The organism is Streptomyces sp. PCS3-D2, assembly GCF_000612545.2.
GTDB lineage: Bacteria > Actinomycetota > Actinomycetes > Streptomycetales > Streptomycetaceae > Streptomyces.
This window is the reverse complement of the sequence record NZ_CP097800.1, coordinates 5,056,664-5,078,305: the sequence shown is the minus strand read 5'-3', so window position 1 is coordinate 5,078,305 and position 21,642 is coordinate 5,056,664. Positions and strand designations below refer to the sequence as shown.

The following is a 21,642-nucleotide window of genomic DNA, read 5'->3' as shown; positions in this document are numbered from 1 at the left end:
TCCGGTGGATATCGGCCCTGTTGTGGAAAACCGCGCCACTCGTTCCGGTGATCAGCGGGGCGAGACGACCGCCGCCAGGAGCCCCGGTCCGGTGTGCGCGCCGATCACCGCGCCGACCTCGCTGACGTGCAGCTCGACCAGGCCGGGAATCCGCTCGCGGAGCCGCTCGGCGAGCTTCTCGGCCCGCTCCGGTGCCGCCAGGTGATGCACCGCCACGTCCACCTCCGCGGAGCCGGCGCGCTCGACGGCCAGCTCCTCCAGACGGGCGATGGCCTTGGAGGCCGTACGCACCTTCTCCAGCATCTCGATACGCCCGCCGTCCAGGGTCAGCAGCGGCTTCACCGCCAGGGCCGAGCCGAGGAGCGCCTGCGCGGCCCCGATCCGGCCGCCGCGGCGCAGATAGTCGAGGGTGTCCACGTAGAAGTACGCGGCCATGTCCGCCGCCCGCTTCTCGGCGGCCGCCACGGCCTCGTCCACGGAGCCGCCGGCCTCGGCGGCCTCGGCCGCGGCGAGCGCGCAGAACCCGAGGGCCATCGCGACCATGCCGGTGTCCACGACGCGCACCGGCACGGGTGCGGTCCTGGCCGCCAGCACGGCGGCGTCATAGGTCCCCGAGAACTCGGCGGACAGGTGCAGGCTGACCACGCCGGTCGCCCCGGCGTCCGCCGCCTCCCGGTAGGCACGTACGAACTCCTCCGGGCCGGGGCGGGAGGTGGTGACCGGGCGGCGCTTCTGCAAGGCGAGGGCCAGGCTGCGCGCCGAGATCTCGGTGCCTTCTTCGAGCGCCTCGCCGCCGAGCACCACGGTGAGCGGGACGGAGGTGATTCCGTGCCGCGCCATGGCCGGACGGGGCAGGTAGGCCGTGGAATCGGTGACGATGGCGACATGGCGGGACATGAGGCGGAGGTTACCGCCCGTGGGGGCGGTACGGCAGCCGGGGCCCCGGGCTGGGGCGGGACGGGCACCGCTCGGCTTCGGCCGCGGCGGTCAGATCCTACGGATCGGGGGCCGCGGGCCGCCTCCCGGGGTCGCTGCCGCGCCTCCCCGCCCCGGCCCTTTGGCCGCACCGGAAACTCGCCCCGGGGCCACAGCCGGGAGCCACGCCCGACGCAGGCCCACGCCCCACACAGGTCCGCGGCCACACAGGCCCACGCCCCAGGGACCCACGCCCCGGTCCCGACCCCGTTCCCCGGGCGGTGGTTCCGCTCAGCCGCCGGTTCCGCTCAGCCCGCGCTTTCCGGGCGGGCGGTCTTCTGCCACGGGTACTGCATCGTCGGGGTCGGCGGGTTCAGGGCCGCCTGCGGGGGTGCGGTCGCCGGCTTCGGGGCCGCCGGCCCGGGGGCGGTGGGCGTGGCCTGGGCCGCGTCCCACTCGGCGGCCGCCGTCGCCAGGCCGTCCACCGGCTCGCGCGACCAGTCGCGCAGCGCGCCCGACTCCATCTCGATCTGCTCGGACAGCAGGGACAGCTCGTCCTCCGCGAAGCGGCGGGCCCGGTCGCGGGCGGCCCACCGCAGCGAGTCCGCCGCCTCGATGATCCTGGCGGTGCGCTCGCGCAGATCCGGCAGCAGCTCGGCGGTGCGCCGCCGGTCGGGCTCCTGCTCCAGCCGCTTCAGCTCCCCGTCGAGCTCGTGCCCGTGGGCGCTGAGCCGCTCGAACAGCCCGAGGGACTCCCGCAGCGAGGCGTCCGTCCGGGCTCCCTCGGCCAGCGCCTGCTGGGTGGCGCGCATGGACGTGCGCAGGTCCAGCCGCAGCTGCGCCAGCGCGCCCGCAACGCCGACCTGGCCGAAGCTCTTGGCGCGCAGCGTGGTGTCCTCCACGCTGCGTCGCGCCTGGGCGACGGTGCGCTCCACGCCCCGCTTGGCCGCGCCCACCGCCTTGACCGTGAGGTACGCGCCGAGGCCGACCATGGCCAGCAGCATCAGCGCGAAGATGATCAACGCGGCCTCCATGACGGCCCCTTTCCCCAGGCGTCCGCTCTTCCCCTCCACCGTAAACGCCACGGGCAGGTCGGGGGTTCCCTTCGAACCCCCAACCTGCCCGTACGGGATCCCCCTCATACGGGGGTGCGCCCTCAGACGACGATGTTCACCAGCTTCGGCGCACGCACGATCACCTTGCGGATCTCCGCGCCGCCCAGGGCCGCCACCACGGCGGCGTCGGTCACGGCCAGCTGCTCCAGCTCGGCGTCCGTGATCGTCGGCGGCACCTCCAGCCGCGCCTTGACCTTGCCCTTGACCTGCACCACGCACGTCACGCTCTCGTCCACGACGTACGCCGGGTCCGCTACGGGGAAGTCCTGGTGGACCACCGACTCGCTGTGACCCAGCCGGTGCCACAGCTCCTCCGCGATGTGCGGGGCAAGCGGCGCGACCAGCAGGACCAGCCGCTCGGCGACCGAGCGCTCCAGCGGGCGGCCCGCCTTCGTCAGGGCGTTGTTCAGCTCGGTGATCTTGGCGATGGCGGTGTTGAACCGCAGCCCCGCCATGTCCGAGCCCGCCCCGTCGATGGCCTTGTGCAACGCACGCAGGGTGTCCTCGGCGGGTTCCGCGTCCACGACGGTGACCGCGCCGGTCTCCTCGTCCACGATGTTGCGCCACAGGCGCTGCAGCAGGCGGTACTGGCCGACGACCGCGCGGGTGTCCCACGGGCGGGAGACGTCCAGGGGGCCCATCGCCATCTCGTACAGGCGCAGCGTGTCGGCGCCGTACTCCGTGCAGATCTCGTCCGGCGTGACGGCGTTCTTCAGGGACTTGCCCATCTTGCCCAGCTCGCGCTTGACCTGCTCGCCCTCGAAGAAGAACGCGCCGTCGCGCTCCTCGACCTCGGTGGCCGTGACCGGGAAGCCGCGCTCGTCACGGTAGACGTAGGCCTGGATCATGCCCTGGTTGAAGAGCTTGTGGAACGGCTCGACCGACGACACGTGCCCCAGGTCGAAGAGGACCTTCGACCAGAAGCGGGCGTACAGCAGGTGCAGCACCGCGTGCTCGGCGCCGCCCACGTACAGGTCGACACCGCCGTGCGGAGCGCCCTCGCGCGGGCCCATCCAGTACTGCTCGATCTCCGGGTCGACCAGTGCGGAGGCGTTGTTCGGGTCCAGGTAGCGCAGCTCGTACCAGCAGGAACCGGCCCAGTTGGGCATGGTGTTGGTCTCGCGCCGGTAGGACTTCACGCCGTCGCCCAGGTCCAGCTCGACATTGACCCAGTCGGCCTTGCGCGACAGCGGGGTCTCCGGCTGCGAGTCCGCGTCGTCCGGCTCGAAGGTGCGCGGCGCGTAGTCCTCGACCTCCGGCAGCTCCAGCGGCAGCATCGACTCGGGCAGGGAGTGCGCGACGCCGTCCTCGTCGTAGACGATCGGGAAGGGCTCGCCCCAGTAGCGCTGCCGGCTGAACAGCCAGTCGCGCAGACGGAAGTTGACCGTCCCCTCACCGATGCCGCGCTCGGCCAGCCATTCGGTGATCGCGGCCTTGGCCTCGACGACGCCCAGGCCGTCCAGCGAGATGCCCTCGCCCGTGGAGTTGACCAGCTTCGCGTCGTACGAGGCGAAGGCGTCGTCCCACTCGGCCGGGTCGGTTCCGCGCCCGTCCGAGGGCTGCACGACACAGCGCATCGGCAGCTCGAAGGCGCGCGCGAACTCGAAGTCACGGCTGTCGTGCGCGGGAACGGCCATGATCGCGCCGGTGCCGTAGCCCATCAGCACGTAGTCGGCGATGAAGACCGGGACCTTGTCGCCGCTGACCGGGTTGGTCGCGTACTCGCCGGTGAAGACGCCGGTCTTGTCCTTGGCCTCGGCCTGGCGCTCGACGTCCGACTTGGCGGCGGCCTGCCCGCGGTAGGCGGCGACGGCCTCGGCCGGGGTGGCGTAACCGCCCGTCCACACGTCGTGGGTGCCCTCGGGCCAGGCGGCCGGGATGAACTTCTCGACCAGCGGGTGCTCGGGCGCCAGCACCATGTAGGTGGCGCCGAACAGGGTGTCCGGGCGGGTGGTGAAGACGGTGATGGCCTCGTCGCCCAGCGCGAAGTCGACGCGGGCTCCCTCGCTGCGGCCGATCCAGTTGCGCTGCTGCAGCTTGATGGCCTCGGGCCAGTCCAGCGCGTCCAGGTCGTCGAGCAGTCGGTCGGCGTACGCGGTGATCCGCATGTTCCACTGGCTCAGCCTGGACTTGAAGACCGGGAAGTTGCCGCGCTCGGAACGGCCGTCGGCGGTGACCTCCTCATTGGCCAGTACGGTGCCCAGCCCGGGGCACCAGTTGACGGGCGCGTCGGAGGAGTACGCCAGGCGGAAGCCGTTCAGCACGTCGGCGCGCTCGGCCGCGGTCAGGCCGGACCAGGCGCGGCCGCCCGGGACCTCACGGGAGCCGTCCTCGAAGGCGGCGACCAGCTCGGCGACGGGCCGGGCCTTCTGCGCGTCCGCGTCGTACCAGGAGTTGTAGATCTGCAGGAAGATCCACTGGGTCCACTTGTAGTACTCGGGGTCGATCGTGGCGAAGGACCGGCGCTTGTCGTGGCCCAGGCCCAGCCGGCGCAGCTGGAGCTTCATGTTCTCGATGTTCGCCTCGGTCGACACGCGCGGGTGCGTGCCGGTCTGCACGGCGTACTGCTCGGCCGGCAGGCCGAAGGCGTCGAATCCCAGGGTGTGCAGGACGTTGTGGCCGGTCATCCGCTGGTGGCGGGCGTAGACGTCGGTGGCGATGTACCCGAGCGGGTGGCCGACGTGCAGGCCCGCACCGGAGGGGTACGGGAACATGTCCATGATGAACTTCTTGGGCCGGGCGACGATCGCGGGGTCCCCGGCGAGGTCACCGGTCGGGTTCGGGGCTTCGTACGTGCCCTGCGCGTCCCATACGTCCTGCCAGCGTGCCTCGATGTCGGCGGCCATGGCAGCCGTGTAGCGGTGCGCCTCGGCCGCCTCGGGGGCCGGGGTGTTCGTCTCGCTCATGATTTCTGAAGCTCCATCGATCGTCTCTGCCGTCTCTGCCTGCCCAAACGAAAAAACCCCTCGCACAGGAGGGGGCGCCGCGCCGGGTCCGACCGTTTCGACGGTCGGCACTGATCAGCGCGGCTCGGTAAGCAGGAGGCGTACGGCACGCATGGCGTCAGGGTACCGCAGCGGCCCCCGCCGACGCTCGGCCGTTCCACCCGGTGGTACCACGAGAAGCGGGCCACCCGATCCGGGTGGCCCGCTTCTTCACTGTGGAGCTAAGGAGAATTGAACTCCTGACCTCCTGCATGCCATGCAGGCGCTCTACCAACTGAGCTATAGCCCCTTGCCTTGCTTGCCGCTTCGGTTTCCCTTGCCGGTTCCCCTTGGCGACGTCCCAAACATTACACGGTCATGGCCCTGGTCCAAAAATCGGTTTCTGCGAACCACGGGCCATGTCCGATTTACATCGATCCGTCACGCTCTCGCGAACTGGTAGAACCGCTTGAGCGTGCAGTGCTCATCGAGCAGCCGACCGTAGATCGGCTCCCCTTCCAGCTCGCGGTACGTCTCGATCGGGTCGCCCTTTATGATCAGCGCCCGCGCGCATTCCTCGCACCAGTACTGGTAGTCGGGGTTGACCGGGTCCATGTCCCGCACGATCGGCGTCCCGTTGTTGCACCAGTCGCACCGGCGCCGGTGTGCACCCATCCGTTCGCGACTCCCTCCCGCGTCGGGCCGTCGACTCCCCCTCCGGCGGTCCGATTCTGCCACGCCGGTGCGTGCAGGGTCAGCAAACGCAAAGGGTACAAAAACAGGGATCCCGCCCCCACTTGGGGACGGGATCCTGATTGTGGAGCTAAGGAGAATTGAACTCCTGACCTCCTGCATGCCATGCAGGCGCTCTACCAACTGAGCTATAGCCCCGCTCTCCGCTGCGCTTCCCCCGTCTCCGGTGTTCTTCGCTGCGAACAAGAAGAACTCTAGCCTGCGACCAGCCGGAAAGTGAAATCCGGGTCGGCGACCCGTCGGGAAGCGGCAGGGAGCCCGCTCAGTCGTCGTCGCCGAGCACCGGTTCGGGCAGCGTGCCGGCGTTGTGCTCCAGCAGGCGCCAGCCGCGCGCGCCCTCGCCGAGCACGGACCAGCAGCAGTTGGAGAGTCCGCCCAGGCTCTCCCAGGAGTGCGCCTCCAGGCCCAGCAGACGCCCGATGGTGGTGCGGATGGTGCCGCCGTGGCTGACCACGACGAGGGTGCCGTTCGCCGGCAGTCGGCCGGTGTGCTCCAGCACCACGGGCGCGGCGCGGTCGGCGACCTCGGTCTCCAGCTCACCGCCGCCCCGGCGGACCGGCTCGCCGCGCTTCCACGCCGCGTACTGCTCGCCGTACTTCTCGACGATCTCCTCGTGCGTCAGGCCCTGCCACTCGCCCGCGTACGTCTCGCGCAGCGCCTCCGCGTGCGTCACGGGCAGGCCCGTGACGGCGGACAGCTCGGCCGCGGTGGCCGCGGCCCGCTTCAGATCGGACGCGACGATGGCGTCCGGCCGCAGCGAGGCGAGCAGTCGCGCGGACCGGCGCGCCTGTGCCAGGCCCGTCTCGGTCAGCTCGATGTCCGTCGATCCCTGGAAGCGCCGTTCCAGGTTCCACGCGGTCTGGCCGTGCCTCCAGAGAACGATCTTCCTGCCGGCCCGGCCCGAGGTGGTCGCGCTCAGAACAGATCACCGTCCAGGTCCTCGTCGCCCTGCGCCTCGCGCAGCTTGGCGTGCTCCTCGGCCTTGCCGATGGTGAGCTTGGCGTCCTCGGGGAGCTCGATCTCGGGGCAGTCCTTCCACAGGCGCTCCAGCGCGTAGAAGACCCGCTCCTCGCTGTGCTGGACGTGGACGACGATGTCGACGTAGTCGAGCAGGATCCAGCGGGCGTCGCGGTCGCCCTCACGGCGCACCGGCTTGGCGCCGAGCTCCTTCTGCAGGCGCTCCTCGATCTCGTCGACGATCGACTTGACCTGGCGGTCGTTGGGCGCCGAGGCGAGCAGGAAGGCGTCGGTGATCGACAGCACGTCGCTGACGTCGTACGCGATGATGTCGTGTGCGAGCCGGTCGGCCGCGGCCTGGGCAGCGGTGGTGATGAGCTCGATGGAGCGGTCCGTGGCGGTCACTGGCCATGCTTTCGGGTTGGCGGGCAGATCCTTACAAGGGTCTCATGTACCGCCGACAGCGCCCGCGCGGAACGTTCCGCGCGGGCGCGAACGCCCTCGCCCGGCCGGGCCGCGGCCCGGTCAGGACTGCTTGTAGTCCTTCCCGAGGATCACCACGACCTCGGCGTTCACCGCGTTCTCGGCCTTCTTCACGACCGTCTCGGGCAGGCCCAGGGTCTTGGCGACCTCGATCGCGCGGTCGCGCTGGGCGTCGTCCTGGTAGGTGATCTGCGAGGCGGCCGCGGTCTTGTCGGCCTTGCCGCCGTCCACGAAGGTGTAGCCGCCGTTCAGCAGCGCCGCCTTCGCCGCGACCTGCGCCTTCTCGTCGCCGCTGGCGTCCTTGAGTCCGACGCGCGGGACGGCGCCGGGCCGGGCCGAGTCCGCGGAGCCGCCGAGCACCTCCTTGACCACCTTCTTGTTGGCCTCGTCCGTGAGCGTCCCGTCCGCCTTCACCGCGACGACGTCGGTGCGGTACGCGCCCACCTTGGCGTGCGCGCCGAGCTTGGACAGCAGGGCCCCGAGGGTCTGGGCGTTCAGCGCGGGATCGAGGATCTGGCCGATGCTCTCGACTGTGACGGCCCCGGCCTTCGGGTCGCCCGGGAACTTGCGCAGGACGCCGTGGAGCACCTTGCCCGTGCGTTCCAGCTGCTTGGCCTCCGGTTCGCCCTGCGCCCGGTACGTGGCGTACGCGACGGCCATCGGGCCGCTCAGGCTCTGCTTCGGGCCCTGCCCCACGGCTGGGGTCTTCGCCGCGTCGTCGGCCGGGACCGCGGTGTCGGTGTCGACCTCGATGCCGCCGACCAGCTCGACCAGGTTCTCCAGGAAGGGGGTGTCCAGGCGCCAGGTACCGCCGATCCGGGTGCCGAGCACGGAGTCGAGGGCCTCGCGGGTGCCGAGGCCGCCCTCCTCGACCGCCTTGCCCAGGGCCGTGGCGGTGCCGTCCTGGCCGGTGACGGCGAGGGCGTTCGGCAACAGGACGGTGGCGCCCTGCCCGGTGGTGACGTTGTCGACGAGCAGTGCCGAGGAGGTACCGCCCTTCTTGGTGTTGTGCAGGTGCACGACGATCATGTCGCGCTTCTGCGCCGCGGCGTCCGCGGTGGCGGCGGTCTTCTTCCCGCCGGGGCCGTCGAGGAACGGCAGCTTGCCCGCGTACCAGAGGTAGCCCAGGCCCGCGACGACGAATACGGCGAGGGCCACGATCAGCGCGACCACCCGGTTGCGCCCGCGGCGGCGTGCCTCCTCGCGGCGCTCGGTGCGGCTCTCGGTGAACTTGAGCCAGTCGATGACGTCCTCGGAGTCCTCGTCCGGCTGGTCGATGAACGCGAACATCTCGGTGCGGTAGTCCCGGCCCGCCTCGGAGCCGTCCTCGGACCGGCGCGGCTCGGGGACCTGGCCGGACGCCCGCTCCGCCGGGGCCGAGGGCTGCTCGGCCGCCGGAGGCTCGGGAGCCTGCTGCTGCGGGATCCACTGCTGGTGCTGGGCCTGCTGCGGGGGCCGGCCGCCGTGCTGCGCGTCGTAGCCGTAGGAGGGCGCCTGGGGGTACTCCTGCTGCCCGTACTCCTGGGCCGCCGGCTGCTGCTGGTAGTACTGCTGGGGCTGGTCGTAGCCCTGGTAGTCGTAGCCGTAGCCCTGCTGCTCGTACTGGTGGGCGGGCTGCGCGGGCGCCTGGCCGTACACCGGCCGCCCGTACGCGTCGTAGCCGATGAGCTGCTGCTCGTGGGCGGCGTACGGGTCGTACGGATCCTGTCGGTCGTTCACCGCGGGGCCCCTCTCTCCGGAAGCTCAGGCTCCCCGGTACAGCTCACGCTTGTCGATGTAGCGCACCACGCCGTCCGGCACCAGGTACCAGACGGGATCGCCCTGGGCGACGCGCGCGCGGCAGTCCGTGGACGAGATCGCCAGTGCGGGCACCTCGACCAGGGAGACGCCGCCCTCGGGGAGCCCGTCGTCGGTGAGCACGTGGCCCGGCCGGGTGACTCCGATGAAGTGGGCGAGCGAGAAGAGCTCGTCGGCATTGCGCCAGGTCAGGATCTGGGCGAGGGCGTCGGCACCGGTGATGAAGAACAGGTCGGCGTCGTCGTTCAGCGCCTTCAGGTCCCGGAGGGTGTCGATCGTGTAGGTCGGCCCGCCGCGGTCGATGTCGATGCGGCTCACCGAGAACTGCGGGTTCGAGGCCGTGGCGATGACCGTCATCAGGTAGCGGTCCTCGGCGGGCGAGACGGCCCGCTGGGACTTCTGCCAGGGCTCGCCCGTCGGCACGAACACCACCTCGTCGAGGTGGAAAAGGGCGGCCACCTCGCTGGCGGCCACCAGGTGTCCGTGGTGGATCGGGTCGAATGTCCCGCCCATCACGCCGAGCCGGCGCTTGACCGGACCGGTAGGCGTCTCCTGCTCTCCCATGAGCGCAGAGCCTACTGGCCCGGCGGACCGGTCCGACTAGCGGTCGCGGTTCAGGCGCGTGGTGACCCAGAGCATCAGCATCAGGATGACGAAGGCGGCGCCGCCGGTCAGGTAGGGGTTGAGGCTGTCGTGGTTGCCGCCGTGCTGTTCGGCCCCCTCCGAGGCGAGGACGACCAGGTTGTGGGCGGTGGAGGAGAGGCTCATCAGGCAGGTACCTATCGAGTCGGGGAGCTGTCGGAGACTTCGCCCACATCGTATGCGGGCGCCCCGGGCACGCTCGCGCCGACTCAGGCGTTGGAGAGGATAGACGCAAGGTCGAGCAGTTCCATCAGGGGAGGGCGCATGACGGAGACGGGATTCGAGAAGGTGCCGGCGCGGGACCGCAGGAGGTTCCCCGGCATCTCCTCGCGTGCCTACGAGCATCCGGCGGACCGGTCGGCCCTGGTGGCGCTGCGCAGGCTGACCGGCTTCGACACGGTCTTCAAGACCCTGAGCGGGCTGCTCCCGGAGCGGAGCCTGCGGCTGCTGTTCCTGTCGGACTCCGTGCGGGTGGGCGAGACCCAGTTCCCCCACCTGTACGCGATGCTCCGCGACGCCTGCTCCATCCTGGACCTGGAGAAGGTCCCGCAGATGTACGTGCAGCAGGACCCGCGCCCCAATGCCATGTGCATCGGGCTGGACGAGCCGATCATCGTGGTGACCACGAGCCTCGTCGAGCTGCTCGACGAGGAGGAGATGCGGGCGGTGGTCGGCCACGAGGTGGGCCACGCGCTGTCGGGACACTCCGTGTACCGCACGATCCTGCTGTTCCTGACGAGCCTGGCGGTGAAGGTCGCGTGGATTCCGCTGGGCAATGTGGCGATCATGACGATCGTGACCGCGCTGCGGGAATGGTTCCGCAAGTCGGAGCTGTCAGCCGACCGGGCGGGCCTGCTGGTGGGGCAGGACGTGATGGCCTCGATGCGCGGGCTGATGAAGCTGGCGGGCGGCAACCACCTGCACGAGATGAACGTGGACGCCTTCCTGGAGCAGGCCGACGAGTACGAGAAGGGCGGCGACCTGCGGGATTCCGTGCTCAAGATCCTCAACATGCTGCCGCGCACGCACCCCTTCACCACGGTCCGGGCGGCCGAGCTGAAGAAGTGGTCGGAGAGCCGGGACTACCAGCGGATCGTGGACGGCCACTACCCGCGCCGCGAGGAGGACAAGGACACCTCGGTCACCGACTCCTTCCGGGAGTCGGCCGCGCACTACGCCGACTCGGTGCGCAGCAGCAAGGACCCGCTGTTCAAGCTGGTGGGCGACATCGCGGGCGGTGCGGCCGACATGGGCGGCAGGCTGCGTGACAAGTTCACCGGCGCCGGGGGCGGTTCCGGTCCGGACACCGGCTCGGACGGCAAGGGAGGGGCAGGAGCTACGGAGCGGGGCTGACCGGGGCGCCCGGAGTCGCGGCGGGCGCCAGTACGCCGCACAACCCGGCCGAGCGCCTCGGGTGGCCGCTGGCGTACGGGTCGCTCGCGGCCGGTCCCACGGTGGTGGGACCGGCCCCGGCCAGAAGCGGGCGGAAGCCCCCGGCCGGGTCGGCGGAGCAGTCCTGCGGCCCTGCCATCACGTAGGCCGATGCCAGCTCCAGCCGCCGGGCGCCCAGGTCGTCCCGGTCGAAGCGCATCCGCAGCTCGCGCCGGACGGTGAACAGCGAAGCGCCCTCGGCCACGGCCCCGGTGGCCGGCCGCACGGCGTACACGAAGGTGTGATCGGTGGTGACCTCCAGCACGTCCTGGGCCACCTCCTCGAAGGCGAGGGTGCCGCTCACCCGGACCCGGGAGTCGGCCATGACGGCGGTGGCCGGGTCGAGGCGGACCAGCCAGCCGGTGGCGGCGTGCCAGCCGTCCCCGGCAGGGGCGGTCATGCTGCGGTCGAATTGTGCCAGCTGGTCGGGGTCGAGCAGGACCCGCACCGGCCGGGTGGCGGATCCGGCCAGCACATCGGGGTCCAGCGAGGACTGCACCAGGTAGTCCTTGGCGATCGACAGCGCGGTGAGGACCTGGGCGTCGGTGAAGTGGTGCGTGCGGCGCACCGCAGGCAGGGTGATCCCGGCCGCCCCGACCCGGTAGTCGGCGGCGGGGCTCTTCGCGAACAGCTCCGGCGGCAGCCCGCCGGACACGGCGGCGGTGGGCGCGAGCGGGACGACGGTGCTGGTGAGCGCCTGGGCGGTGCCGCCGGCCGGCGGCACGTAGGGGTTGCGCAGCCCCAGGTAGACGGCGACGGCGAAGGCCGTGGCGATGAGCAGCACGAGCAGCATGCCCTGGCGGGCGCCGCGGCCGGGAGTGCTGGTGCGGGGTGCGCCGCCGCCCGACCAGATGGACCGGCTGCGCACGGCCCGGGCGTGCTCGCCCATGCGTTCCTGGGCGGAGTACTCCTGGAGCCGGGCGGCGCGGACGAAATCCTCGTCGAACACCACCGATCGGTACTCGTCCGACCGGAACTCCTCGTCGCCCCCGCCGGTGCCGTCGGGAGTGCTGTCGGGTGGATCTCCTGGCACGGCCATCGCTTCTCCCCGCTGTCCCCGCTTCAGAGAAGCCCCCAGCTCCGGCGGTCGCGAGTGGGGTCGTACCTTCAGGGTTGGCGTACTGAAGGGTACGTAAACGCGCCGACGCCGGTGACTTCACGCCCGGGGGTGCTGGAGGGAGCCGGAGCGGGGTCCGCCTCACCCGAGGCGCTGCGGTAGACGGCGCTGAAGGCGAGCGCGACCATGCCCAGGCCCATCACGAAGGCGAGCACCCAGGCGACGGGCCGCAGCCAGGGGGCGCGGCCCCGGTAGGGGCGCAGGCTGCCTCCGTAGGCCCCGTAGGGGCCGTCCGGGGAGCCGTGGCCGGGCTCGTGGTCACCGCCGCGCTCCCAGCCGTAGTCGTCGGTGCCGTACCCGTCGGGGTGGCCGTAGCCGTAGCCGTCATGGTCGTCGTCGCCCGTCCAGCCGGCGGCGACGGCCCGGGCGGCCTCCGCCTCGGCCCGCGCCCGGTCGGCCGCCCGCTGGCGCTCGGCGGCGCTCGGTTCACGGATCTCGGCGTTCCGGACGAAGTCCTCGTCGAACACCACGGAGGCGAAGTACTCTTCCGCGCCTCCGCGGTCGTCGTCGGGCTCCCCGTCGTCCGGGAACGGCTTGCTCCCCACGTCGTCCGGCACGGGAACAGCCTAGACCTGGGGGGGAGCCTTTGGGCAGGCTGTTCGGCGAATTCCGGCCACACGAGGTGGGCGGCCGCTCTACCGAACGTGACCGTCGCCGGTGACGATGTACTTGGTGGAGGTGAGCTCGGGAAGCCCCATCGGACCCCGGGCGTGCAGCTTCTGCGTGGAGATGCCGATCTCTGCGCCGAAACCGAACTGACCACCGTCGGTGAACCGAGTGGATGCATTCACGGCGACGGTGGTGGAGTCGACCAGCTGGGTGAAGCGGCGCGCGGCGGCCTGCGAGGTGGTGACGATCGCCTCGGTGTGCCCGGAGGTCCAGCGGCGGATGTGGGCGACGGCGTCGTCGAGCGAGTCCACCACCGCCGCGGCGATGTCGTAGGACAGGTACTCGGCGGCCCAGTCCTCGTCCGTGGCGGGCAGAGCGGTGGCCTTGGTGCCTTCGGCGGCGGCGAGGACGGCCTCGTCGCCGTGGACGGTGACGCCGGCCTCGGCGAGCGCGTCGAGGGCGCGCGGCAGGAAGGCGCCGGCGATCTCGCGGTGGACGAGGAGGGTTTCGGCGGCGTTGCAGACGGAGGGCCGCTGGGCCTTGGAGTTGACGAGGATCTCCACGGCCATGTCGAGGTCGGCCTGGGCGTCGACGTAGACGTGGCAGTTGCCGGTACCGGTCTCGATGACCGGGACGGTGGACTCCTCGACCACGGTCTTGATGAGGGAGGCGCCGCCGCGCGGGATCAGCACGTCGACGAGGCCGCGGGCGCGCATCAGCTCGCGTACGGAGTCCCGGGACTCGCCGGGGACGAGCTGGATCGCGTCGGCGGGCAGGCCGGCGCTCTCGACGGCGTCGCGGAGGATGGCGACGAGGGCGGTGTTGGAGGCGTAGGCGGAGGAGCTGCCGCGCAGGAGGACGGCGTTGCCGGACTTGAGGCAGAGGGCGGCGGCGTCGACGGTGACGTTGGGGCGGGCCTCGTAGATGATGCCGACGACGCCGAGGGGAACGCGGATCTGCCGCAGGTCGATGCCGTTGGGCAAGGTGCTGCCGCGGACGACCTCCCCGACGGGGTCGGGGAGGGCGGCGACGTCGCGGACGTCGGAGGCGATGGCGGCGACCCGCTCCGGGGTCAGGGTGAGACGGTCGATGACGGTCTCGCTGGTGCCGGCAGCTCGGGCCTTGTCGGTGTCCGCGGCGTTGGCCGTGATGATCTCGGCGGTACGGGCCTCCAGCGCGTCGGCGATCGCCAGCAGGGCCGCGTCCTTGGCGGACCGCGGGAGTGGTGCGATGGCCGCGGCGGCGGTCCGGGCGCGGCGCGCGGTGGCGAGGACGGGCGAGGTGGCGGTGGCGTCGTCGAGCGAGGTCATGCGGCCAGGGTAAGCCCACGCCGGAGCCCGGCCGACGGGGCTTCCACACCACGAGACGGGCTCCGGGCCCGGCTCCGCCCGCCCCGGTGCGCAGCCGCCACCCGCGCCGCGGTCACCGGCGGGGGTTCGGGCACGTCAGGTCAGTACGGGTGGACGCCCACCGGGTGGGCGGGAGGCGGTCCGTAGCCCTCCGCGACGCGCAGGTGATAGGTGGCGCGGTCGATGACCTCCAGGCCGACGATCTCCCACGGCGGCAACTGCGCCGAGGAGCGGTGCTCGCCCCACAGGCGCAGGGCGACGGCCGCCGCGTCGTGGAGGTCGCGTGCCTCTTCCCAGTAGCGGATCTCCGCGTGGTCGTCGGCGTACCGGCTGGTCAGGAGGAAGGGGTGGTCGTGGGCCAGTTGCTCCAGTCCCCGCCGGACCTCGGACAGCGGGGCCGGCTTGCCGGAGACGCTCAGGGTCACGTGCCACAGGCGCGAGGCCTCGTCCTCCTCGTACCCGCCGCCGTCACCGTCCCCGGGACCGACGCTGGTCAGCGCTCGTCTCACCAGCCGCCTCCTGTCTCCGCTACGCGTGTCCGCCTGCCCCGCCCCTCACAGTTGACCAGTCCCCGGGCGGCCGCGCTGCGGTTTTGCCGAACCTCAGCCCTGGAGCAGGACCAGATCGTCACGGTGGACGACCTCCCGCTCGTACGCGGGTCCGAGTTCCCGCGCGAGCTCGCGAGTGGAGCGGCCGAGGAGCTGCGGGAGTTCCTTGGCGTCGAAGTTGACGAGCCCCCGGGCCACGGCGCGGCCGTCGGCGGAGCGCAGCTCCACCGGGTCTCCGGCCGCGAAGTCGCCCTCGACGGCCGCGATGCCCGCGGGCAGCAGCGAGCTGCCGCGCTGGGTCACGGCCCTGACCGCCCCGTCGTCGAGGACCAGGTGGCCCTGCGGGGTCGAGGCGTGCTGGAGCCAGAGCAGCCGGTCCGCGGAGCGGCGCCCGGTGGCGTGGAAGAACGTTCCGGTCCCGCGTCCCGCCAGGGCGTCTGCGGCCTGGCTGGCGGAGGTGAGCACCACCGGGATCCCGGCGGCTGCCGCGATCCGGGCCGCCTCGACCTTGGTGACCATGCCGCCGGTGCCCACCCCCGCCTTGCCCGCGCTGCCGATGGAGACGTGCGCGATGTCCGCGGGCCCGTGGACCTCGTCGATGCGGGTGGTGCCCGGCTGGGACGGGTCGCCGTCGTAGAGGCCGTCGACGTCGGAGAGCAGGACGAGGAGGTCCGCGCGGACGAGGTGGGCGACGAGGGCGGCGAGCCGGTCGTTGTCGCCGAAGCGGATCTCGTCCGTGGCGACGGTGTCGTTCTCGTTGACGACTGGGAGGGCTCCCATGGCCAGCAGCTGGTCGAGGGTCCGGTACGCGTTGCGGTAGTGGGCGCGGCGGCTGGTGTCGTCGGTGGTGAGCAGCACCTGGCCGACGCGCAGACCGTACCGCGCGAAGGAGGCGGTGTAGCGCGCGACGAGGAGGCCCTGGCCGACGCTGGCGGCGGCCTGCTGGCGGGCCAGGTCCTTCGGCCTGCGGCGCAGGCCCAGCGGGGAGAGCCCGGCGGCGATGGCTCCGCTGGAGACCAGGACGATCTCCTTCTCACCGCCGCTGCGGGCCTTGGCCAGGACGTCGACGAGCGCGTCCACCCGGTCGGCGTCGAGTCCGCCGGCCGCCGTGGTCAGGGAGGAGGAGCCGACCTTGACCACGATCCTGCGGGCGTCCACGACACCTTGCCTAGCCGCTGACACGTTCTTCCCCTTGCCCCTTGCCGTCAATGCCTGCCACCTCAATCTACGGGGTGGCGGGCGGCAGCCGCTCCGGGGTTTCAGACCGTGGACGAGGTCCTGGCCCGCCCCTGGCCCTCTTCCTGCTCGGCGGCGGCGCGGGCCGCACCCGGGACGAGGATCTTGCGCGAGAGCAGGAAGGTGAACGGGATGGCCACGACCGCCGCGACCAGCGGGGCGATCCGGGTGTCCAACCCGGCCCAGGCCACCAGGGCGTACAGGCCGGCGGACTGGATGACGTAGTTGGTCACGTTCGTCAGCGGGAAGAGGAGGAACTTCTTCCAGGTCGGCCGGGTCCGGTAGGTGAAGTAGGTGTTCATGAAGAACGAGCCGACCATCGCCAGCACGAAGGCGAGCGAGTAGGCGGCGAAGTACGGCATCCACGGGTGCAGCAGGAGGTAGATGCCGAAGAAGGTGCCGGTGTTGACTCCGCCCACGAGGGCGAAGCGGAATACCTGGCCGAGCTGTTCTGCGCGGGTCATCGGCTGCTGCGCTCCCGGACCGCCGGCTCCGCCGCCGCGGTAACGGCGGTCCGCGGGAGGGACTCGCGGCCGTGCGACTCCTTCACCAGGAAGTGCGGCCGCCGTTTGGTCTCGTAGTAGATGCGGCCGATGTACTCGCCGACGAGGCCCAGCATGATCAGCTGCACACCGCCCAGGCCCGTGATGATGGCCACCAGGGTGACGTAGCCCGGGGAGTCCACACCGTTGGTGATCGCCATGACGGTGATCCACAGCGCGTAGAGGCCGGTCAGGGCGACCAGTGACACGCCGAACCAGATGCCGATCCGCAGCGGCCGGTTGTTGAAGGAGATCAGGCCGTCCATGCCGTAGTTCAACAGGGAGCCGAACTTCCACTTGGTCTCGCCGGCCTCGCGCTGCGCGTTGCGGTAGTCGAAGTGGACGGTGTCGAAGCCGATCCAGGAGAACAGGCCCTTGGAGAAGCGGTTGTACTCCGGCAGGGACAGCAGGGCGTCCACGGCGGGGCGCGACAGCATGCGGAAGTCGCCGACGCCGTCGGTCAGCTCGACGTCGACCCAGCGGTTGACGCCCCGGTAGTAGAGGCGGCTCAGCGCGGAGCGCACCTTCTTGTCGCCCTCGCGGGTGCGGCGGGCGATGATCTGGTCGTGGCCCTGCCGGTAGTGCTCCAGCATGGTGGCGATGAGTTCCGGCGGGTGCTGAAGGTCGGCGTCCATGATCACGACGGCGTCGCCGGTGGCCTCGCGCAGGCCCGCGAGCATGCCGGCCTCCTTGCCGAAGTTGCGGCTGAAGGAGACGTAGCGGGTCCGCTCCCCGTGTCCCGCGGCGATCTTCCGGAGCTTGTCGAGGGTCCCGTCGCGGCTTCCGTCGTCGACGTAGCAGACCTCGTACTCGACGGGGAGGGTGTCCAGCACCTTGCGGATCTCCGTGTCGAAGCTGTCGATGACGGCTTCTTCGTTGTAGCAGGGAACAACTACGGACAGCTTCGTCATGAACACTTCCTGCTGGATCCGAACGGGTGATTGTCGACGGTCGGGGCCGCCTCCCACCTTCCTTAGAAGTATGCACGGCGAGCGACTACCGAGAGTCGCCCTGCCGGAGCCGACGGCGGCACACGGTAGCTTTGACGGGATAAGCGGAATGAGCGGAACGCAACGAAGGGATCGAGGTGCACGTGCCCGACGTCTCCGTGGTCGTCATCGTCTACAACGACGCAGAGCGTCTGTCGACAGCAGTCCAGTCGGTTCTCGACCAGACACTCCAGGGTGTCGAGGTCGTGATCGTGGACGACTGCAGCCAGGACCGCTCCTTCGCGGTCGCCCAGGAACTGGAGTCCGCGCATCCGGGCAGGGTGCGCGCCTTCCAGCTGCCGCAGAACAGCGGCGGCTGCGGGGCCCCGCGCAACCACGGTGTCCAGCAGGCCACCGGAACGTACGTGATGTTCCTCGACAGCGACGACGTGCTGGAGCGCAACGCCTGCCGGAACATGCTGGCCGCAGCCGAGCGGACCGGCTCCGACCTGGTCTCGGGCATGTGCGTACGGGTGCACCTCGACAACCGGTGGGGCAAGACCACCGAGTGGTACCCCTGGATCTACGCGCGCACCCGCACCCTGGAGTCGATCACCGAGTTCCCGGACCTGCTGGTCTACGACACCCTCTCCACGAACAAGTGCTACCGGCGCGCGTTCCTGCTGGAGCAGGGTCTGGAGTTCCCGGTCGGCATCCACTACGAGGACCTGCTGTTCTCGGCGCAGGCGTACGTGGCGGCCCGGCGCATCACGCTGATCCCCAACCACGTCTACTTCTGGAACGTGGTCGAGAAGGCCGCGGCCAAGTCGATCAGCAACCGGCGCCACGAGATCGCGAACTTCGTCCACCGGATGGAGATCCACCGGCGTGTCGACGAGCTGCTGGCGGCCAAGGGCCACACGGACATCAAGTCCGCGAAGGACGCCAAGTTCCTCAAGCACGACCTGGTCCTGCACCTGCGTGACCTGCCGCTGCTGAGCGACGAGTACCGCCGGGAGTTCGCGGGCCTCGCCAACGGCTACCTCGCCGGCATCGATCCGGAGGCCTACGAGCACGTCACCCGCCTCCAGGCGATCTGCGCGTACCTGCTGGGCCAGGAGGACTGGGAGAACCTGCTCCCGGCCGCCGACGCCATGGTCAACAAGGGGCGGCTGACCTCCCCGCTCGCCGAGCGCGACGGCCGCGTCTACTGGTGCGCGCAGCACATCGACGGCCCCGACGCCGCCGAGGCCCGCCGGATACTGGACGTCACCGAGGAAGCTTTCCACACCACCCCGCTCTCCTCCCTCACCCTGGGCAACCGCCTCACCTCCTACGAGGACGACGGGCGCGGCACGGTGACACTGTCCGGCACGGTCGTGAACCCGCTGGGCCGCATCGCCGAGGACGCGGAGCTGAAGGCCACCCTGGAGCTCCGGGCCCGCCGGCAGATCGGCGTGCGCTCCTTCAGCTTCCCGGTGGCGTCCGTGCGCCACACCGGTGACACGATCGAGTGGCGCACCACGGCGGACATCGGCGGCACCGTGCGCCCCCTGGGCATCGTCGACGCCGTCTGGGACGTCCGCCTCAAGCTGACCGCCGGGGGTGAGCGGATCACCACCCGCGTCGCGGTCGGCGGCCTCGACCTGGACTCGGCGGCCCGGCTGCGCGTCCGGCCCCGGCTGACCCGCCTGGTCTCCGACCGCTTCGCCGCGCAGATGACCAAGAAGGGCAATCTCTCCTACGTCCTGACCGCGGAGGGCGCGGCAGCCGTCCGCACCCAGTCGCTGATCAACAACGCCATACAGGGCAGGGCGGCGGGCGTGGTCAAGCGGGGTCTGCGCAAGGCGCTGCGGGCTCGCCGGAACCTGGGCTCCGGCGAGCAGAAGGTGAAGATCTACCACGAGGTCTTCTCGAAACTGCCCGTCAAGAAGGGCACGGTCGTCTTCGAGAGCCACATGGGCAAGCAGTACAGCGACAGCCCGAAGGCGGTCTACGAGGAGATGGTCCGCCAGGGCGTGGCCTTCGAGGCGATCTGGTCCTACGCGGGTGCCAAGCCCACCGGCTTCCCGAAGGAGGCCACCCTGGTCAAGCGCTGGAGCTGGCAGTACCTGCGCGCCCTGGCCCAGGCCGAGTACTGGATCGACAACCAGGGCTTCCCGCTGGCCCTCACCAAGCGCCCGGGCACCACGTACATCCAGACCTGGCACGGCTCCGCGCTCAAGCGGATGGGCTTCCACGAGCCCCGCACCAAGGCGCAGGGCCGGGCCGGCCAGGACCGCTTCCAGGCGGCCGTGGACCGCTTCGACCACTTCCTGATCCGCTCCGAGCACGACGCCCGCACCCTCGCCAAGGGCTTCCGACTGCGCGACGAGGTGCTGCTGCGCACCGGCTACCCGCGCAACGACGCCCTCGTCGAGGCGCACCGGACCGAGGCCGACAGCGGCGAGCGGGTCCGCGGCTCCCTCGCCGCCGAACTCGGCATCGACCCGGACAAGAAGGTGCTGCTGTACGCGCCGACCTTCCGGGCGGGCGCGGACGGCACGGTGGAGGGCTTCACCTTCCCCTTCGACGTGGAGGAGTTCGCGGACCGGCTCGGCGACCGCTTCACGCTGCTGGTGCGGACCCACTACCTCAACAGCGTGTCGCTGCCGCCGTCGGTCGCCGGCCGGGTCGTCGACGTGTCGCGGCACCACGACATCACCCCGCTGCTGGCCCTCGCCGACGGACTGATCACCGACTACTCGTCCGTGATGTTCGACTACGCGGTCCTGGACCGGCCGATGGTGTTCTTCGCCTACGACTACGAGGAGTACGCCACCGACATCCGCGGCACGTACTTCGACCTGAAGGAGAAGGCCCCGGGCCCGGTGGTGGCCACCGCGGACGAACTCCTGCAGGCGCTGGCTGCCTTCGAGGAGGCGGACGCCAAGTACGCGGAGGCGCGGCAGCGTTTCCTCACCGAGTTCGGCGAGTACGACCGCGGGGACGCCGCCCGCCAGATCGTCGAGAAGTTCTTCACCGGGAGCGGCAAGTGAGCCGGGACATCTTCATCGTCTCCAACAGCGTCGACGAGATCGGCGGCGTGACCACCTGGTCGCACCAGATGGCCCGGCACTTCAGCGACCGCGGGCACTGCGTGCACATCGTCGGCATCGCGCCGGTCGCCGAGGAGATCCGGCAGAAGCTGCCGCAGGACCTGCCGTACGGCACGACCACGCTGTACGAGACCCACCCGCCGTCGGCCCGCCGCCTGCGCGGCATCAAGGGCCGGCTGAATGCGCCCGAGCGGCGCCGCCAGGCGGCCCGGCGGGCGCAGATGCAGGCCAAGGCGGACCGGCTCGGCGAACTGCTGCGCACGGCACGTCCGGGCGGGGTCGTCATCGTCACCCAGGTCTGGGCGATGGAGTGGGTGGCGCTCGCCGACACCAAGGGGCTGTCCGTCATCGGCATGAGCCACGAGTCGTTCGAGGCCAGCCAGAAGTCCACCCGCGGCGAGCGGGTCCGCCGGTTCTACCGGGACGTGGACCGGCTGCTGGTGTTGACTCCCGAGGACGCGGACCTGTGGATCCGGGCGGGCATGGAGAACGTCGCCAGCATGCCGAACCCGATCCCCTTCATGCCCGACACCCCGGCTCCGCGCACCGGGAAGGTCGTGGCCAGCGTCGGCCGCCTCGCCTTCGAGAAGGGCGTCGACCTGCTGCTCGACGCATGGGCGGACGCGGCCCCGCAGCACCCCGACTGGGTCTTGAGGATCTACGGCGCGGGTGTGGAGGAGGCCGCGCTGCGGGCGCACTGCACCGCACTCGGGCTCGACGACTCCGTCCGGTGGATGGGCAGCACCGACGACGTGCTGGGCGCGCTGCGCGAGGCCTCGGTCTTCGCGCAGGCCTCGCGCGCCGAGGGCTTCCCGATCACGCTGCTGGAGGCGATGGCGGCGGGCGTGGCTCCTGCCGCCTTCGACTGCGCGCCGGGCGTACGGGAGATCGTCGAGCACGGTGAGGACGGGCTGCTGGCCCGGCTCGGCAACACCATGGAGCTCGCCGGGCACCTGGACGCGCTGATGTCCGACCGTGAGCTGCGCGACCGGCTCGGGGACAACGCCTTCCGTTCGGTGAAGCGCTACTCCAGCGCCGAGATCACCGACCGGTGGGAGGACCTGTTCTCCTTCCTGGAGCGCTGACCGGCGGCGCGGCCGTACACACGGCACGGCGAGGCCGCCCGCCCCGGGGAGATCCGGGGCGGGCGGCCTCGCCGTAGCGCCGGCGCCTCGCCGAACAGCCGGGCCGGGCCGG

Annotated in this window: 19 protein-coding genes and 2 tRNA genes; 3 read left to right on the top strand and 18 right to left on the bottom strand. The window is 71.2% G+C overall.

The annotated features are described in order from the left end of the window. Window positions 1–51 precede the first annotated feature (51 nt). The 11 genes from AW27_RS22305 to AW27_RS22255 all read right to left on the bottom strand — a co-directional run bounded on the left by AW27_RS22305 (window position 52) and on the right by AW27_RS22255 (window position 9,712). On the bottom strand, window positions 52–897 hold the full coding sequence (locus AW27_RS22305) for a DegV family protein (RefSeq protein WP_037923797.1): 846 nt from the start codon (window positions 895–897) through the stop codon (window positions 52–54). A gap of 326 nt (window positions 898–1,223) precedes the next feature. Then, window positions 1,224–1,949 (bottom strand): hypothetical protein, encoded by a 726-nt coding sequence (locus tag AW27_RS22300; RefSeq protein WP_037923794.1) that lies wholly within the window; start codon window positions 1,947–1,949, stop codon window positions 1,224–1,226. 122 nt (window positions 1,950–2,071) lie between these two features. Beyond that, a complete protein-coding gene (gene leuS, locus AW27_RS22295) occupies window positions 2,072–4,936 on the bottom strand; it encodes a leucine--tRNA ligase (RefSeq protein ID WP_037923791.1) in 2,865 nt (954 codons plus the stop codon). Window positions 4,937–5,191: 255 nt separating this feature from the next. Then, window positions 5,192–5,264: transfer RNA gene (locus tag AW27_RS22290), tRNA-Ala, on the bottom strand. A gap of 131 nt (window positions 5,265–5,395) precedes the next feature. Beyond that, on the bottom strand, window positions 5,396–5,629 hold the full coding sequence (locus AW27_RS22285) for a hypothetical protein (RefSeq protein WP_008738908.1): 234 nt from the start codon (window positions 5,627–5,629) through the stop codon (window positions 5,396–5,398). A 143-nt stretch (window positions 5,630–5,772) separates the two neighbouring features. Then, window positions 5,773–5,845: transfer RNA gene (locus AW27_RS22280), tRNA-Ala, on the bottom strand. 124 nt (window positions 5,846–5,969) lie between these two features. Continuing rightward, on the bottom strand, window positions 5,970–6,626 hold the full coding sequence (locus AW27_RS22275) for a histidine phosphatase family protein (protein WP_037923789.1): 657 nt from the start codon (window positions 6,624–6,626) through the stop codon (window positions 5,970–5,972). Further along, window positions 6,623–7,069, bottom strand: coding sequence for a ribosome silencing factor (rsfS, locus tag AW27_RS22270; RefSeq protein ID WP_037923787.1), 447 nt, complete (start codon window positions 7,067–7,069; stop codon window positions 6,623–6,625). The genes AW27_RS22275 and rsfS overlap by 4 nt, the downstream gene beginning before the upstream one ends. 120 nt (window positions 7,070–7,189) lie before the next feature. Beyond that, complete coding sequence (locus AW27_RS22265) at window positions 7,190–8,866, bottom strand: LCP family protein (RefSeq protein ID WP_037923784.1); 1,677 nt, start codon at window positions 8,864–8,866, stop codon at window positions 7,190–7,192. 24 nt (window positions 8,867–8,890) lie between these two features. Continuing rightward, on the bottom strand, window positions 8,891–9,508 hold the full coding sequence (gene nadD / locus AW27_RS22260) for a nicotinate-nucleotide adenylyltransferase (protein ID WP_030760999.1): 618 nt from the start codon (window positions 9,506–9,508) through the stop codon (window positions 8,891–8,893). A gap of 36 nt (window positions 9,509–9,544) precedes the next feature. After that, entirely contained in the window at window positions 9,545–9,712 is a 168-nt protein-coding gene (locus tag AW27_RS22255) for a hypothetical protein (protein WP_037631388.1), read from the bottom strand. A gap of 138 nt (window positions 9,713–9,850) precedes the next feature. Here AW27_RS22255 and AW27_RS22250 point away from each other — a divergent pair, with 138 nt between their 5' ends. Further along, window positions 9,851–10,939, top strand: coding sequence for a M48 family metallopeptidase (locus AW27_RS22250; protein WP_037923781.1), 1,089 nt, complete (start codon window positions 9,851–9,853; stop codon window positions 10,937–10,939). Here AW27_RS22250 and AW27_RS22245 read toward each other — a convergent pair. From AW27_RS22245 to AW27_RS22215, 7 genes are all read right to left on the bottom strand, one after another. Beyond that, a complete protein-coding gene (locus AW27_RS22245) occupies window positions 10,923–12,056 on the bottom strand; it encodes an SCO2583 family membrane protein (protein WP_037923779.1) in 1,134 nt (377 codons plus the stop codon). The two genes, AW27_RS22250 and AW27_RS22245, sit on opposite strands and share 17 nt — an antisense overlap. Before the next feature lie 68 nt (window positions 12,057–12,124). Continuing rightward, entirely contained in the window at window positions 12,125–12,691 is a 567-nt protein-coding gene (locus AW27_RS22240; RefSeq protein WP_037923777.1) for an SCO2584 family spore wall biosynthesis protein, read from the bottom strand. A gap of 78 nt (window positions 12,692–12,769) precedes the next feature. Continuing rightward, a complete protein-coding gene (locus AW27_RS22235; protein ID WP_037923775.1) occupies window positions 12,770–14,053 on the bottom strand; it encodes a glutamate-5-semialdehyde dehydrogenase in 1,284 nt (427 codons plus the stop codon). 140 nt (window positions 14,054–14,193) lie between these two features. Then, complete coding sequence (locus AW27_RS22230) at window positions 14,194–14,589, bottom strand: hypothetical protein (RefSeq protein ID WP_236647721.1); 396 nt, start codon at window positions 14,587–14,589, stop codon at window positions 14,194–14,196. Between the two features lie 105 nt (window positions 14,590–14,694). Then, window positions 14,695–15,822 (bottom strand): glutamate 5-kinase, encoded by a 1,128-nt coding sequence (gene proB / locus AW27_RS22225; protein WP_037923773.1) that lies wholly within the window; start codon window positions 15,820–15,822, stop codon window positions 14,695–14,697. 77 nt (window positions 15,823–15,899) lie between these two features. After that, entirely contained in the window at window positions 15,900–16,340 is a 441-nt protein-coding gene (locus tag AW27_RS22220) for a GtrA family protein (RefSeq protein ID WP_037923771.1), read from the bottom strand. Next, entirely contained in the window at window positions 16,337–17,329 is a 993-nt protein-coding gene (locus AW27_RS22215; RefSeq protein WP_037923769.1) for a glycosyltransferase family 2 protein, read from the bottom strand. The genes AW27_RS22220 and AW27_RS22215 overlap by 4 nt, the downstream gene beginning before the upstream one ends. 176 nt (window positions 17,330–17,505) lie before the next feature. On the opposite strand from AW27_RS22215, the gene AW27_RS22210 reads away from it, so the two are divergent. Beyond that, on the top strand, window positions 17,506–20,385 hold the full coding sequence (locus AW27_RS22210) for a bifunctional glycosyltransferase/CDP-glycerol:glycerophosphate glycerophosphotransferase (RefSeq protein WP_037923766.1): 2,880 nt from the start codon (window positions 17,506–17,508) through the stop codon (window positions 20,383–20,385). Further along, window positions 20,382–21,530, top strand: a complete 1,149-nt coding sequence (locus tag AW27_RS22205) for a glycosyltransferase (RefSeq protein ID WP_037923763.1) — start codon at window positions 20,382–20,384, stop codon at window positions 21,528–21,530. Before AW27_RS22210 ends, AW27_RS22205 begins: the two co-directional genes overlap by 4 nt. The last annotated feature ends 112 nt before the right edge of the window (window positions 21,531–21,642 follow it).

Coding starts and splice junctions, on each gene's coding strand:
- AW27_RS22305 (WP_037923797.1), bottom strand. CDS start 897: ATGTCCCGCCATGTCGCCATCGTCACCGATTCCACGGCCTACCTGCCC.
- AW27_RS22300 (WP_037923794.1), bottom strand. CDS start 1,949: ATGGAGGCCGCGTTGATCATCTTCGCGCTGATGCTGCTGGCCATGGTC.
- leuS (WP_037923791.1), bottom strand. CDS start 4,936: ATGAGCGAGACGAACACCCCGGCCCCCGAGGCGGCCGAGGCGCACCGC.
- AW27_RS22285 (WP_008738908.1), bottom strand. CDS start 5,629: ATGGGTGCACACCGGCGCCGGTGCGACTGGTGCAACAACGGGACGCCG.
- nadD (WP_030760999.1), bottom strand. CDS start 9,508: ATGGGAGAGCAGGAGACGCCTACCGGTCCGGTCAAGCGCCGGCTCGGC.
- AW27_RS22255 (WP_037631388.1), bottom strand. CDS start 9,712: ATGAGCCTCTCCTCCACCGCCCACAACCTGGTCGTCCTCGCCTCGGAG.
- AW27_RS22250 (WP_037923781.1), top strand. CDS start 9,851: ATGACGGAGACGGGATTCGAGAAGGTGCCGGCGCGGGACCGCAGGAGG.
- AW27_RS22245 (WP_037923779.1), bottom strand. CDS start 12,056: ATGGCCGTGCCAGGAGATCCACCCGACAGCACTCCCGACGGCACCGGC.
- AW27_RS22235 (WP_037923775.1), bottom strand. CDS start 14,053: ATGACCTCGCTCGACGACGCCACCGCCACCTCGCCCGTCCTCGCCACC.
- AW27_RS22220 (WP_037923771.1), bottom strand. CDS start 16,340: ATGACCCGCGCAGAACAGCTCGGCCAGGTATTCCGCTTCGCCCTCGTG.
- AW27_RS22215 (WP_037923769.1), bottom strand. CDS start 17,329: ATGACGAAGCTGTCCGTAGTTGTTCCCTGCTACAACGAAGAAGCCGTC.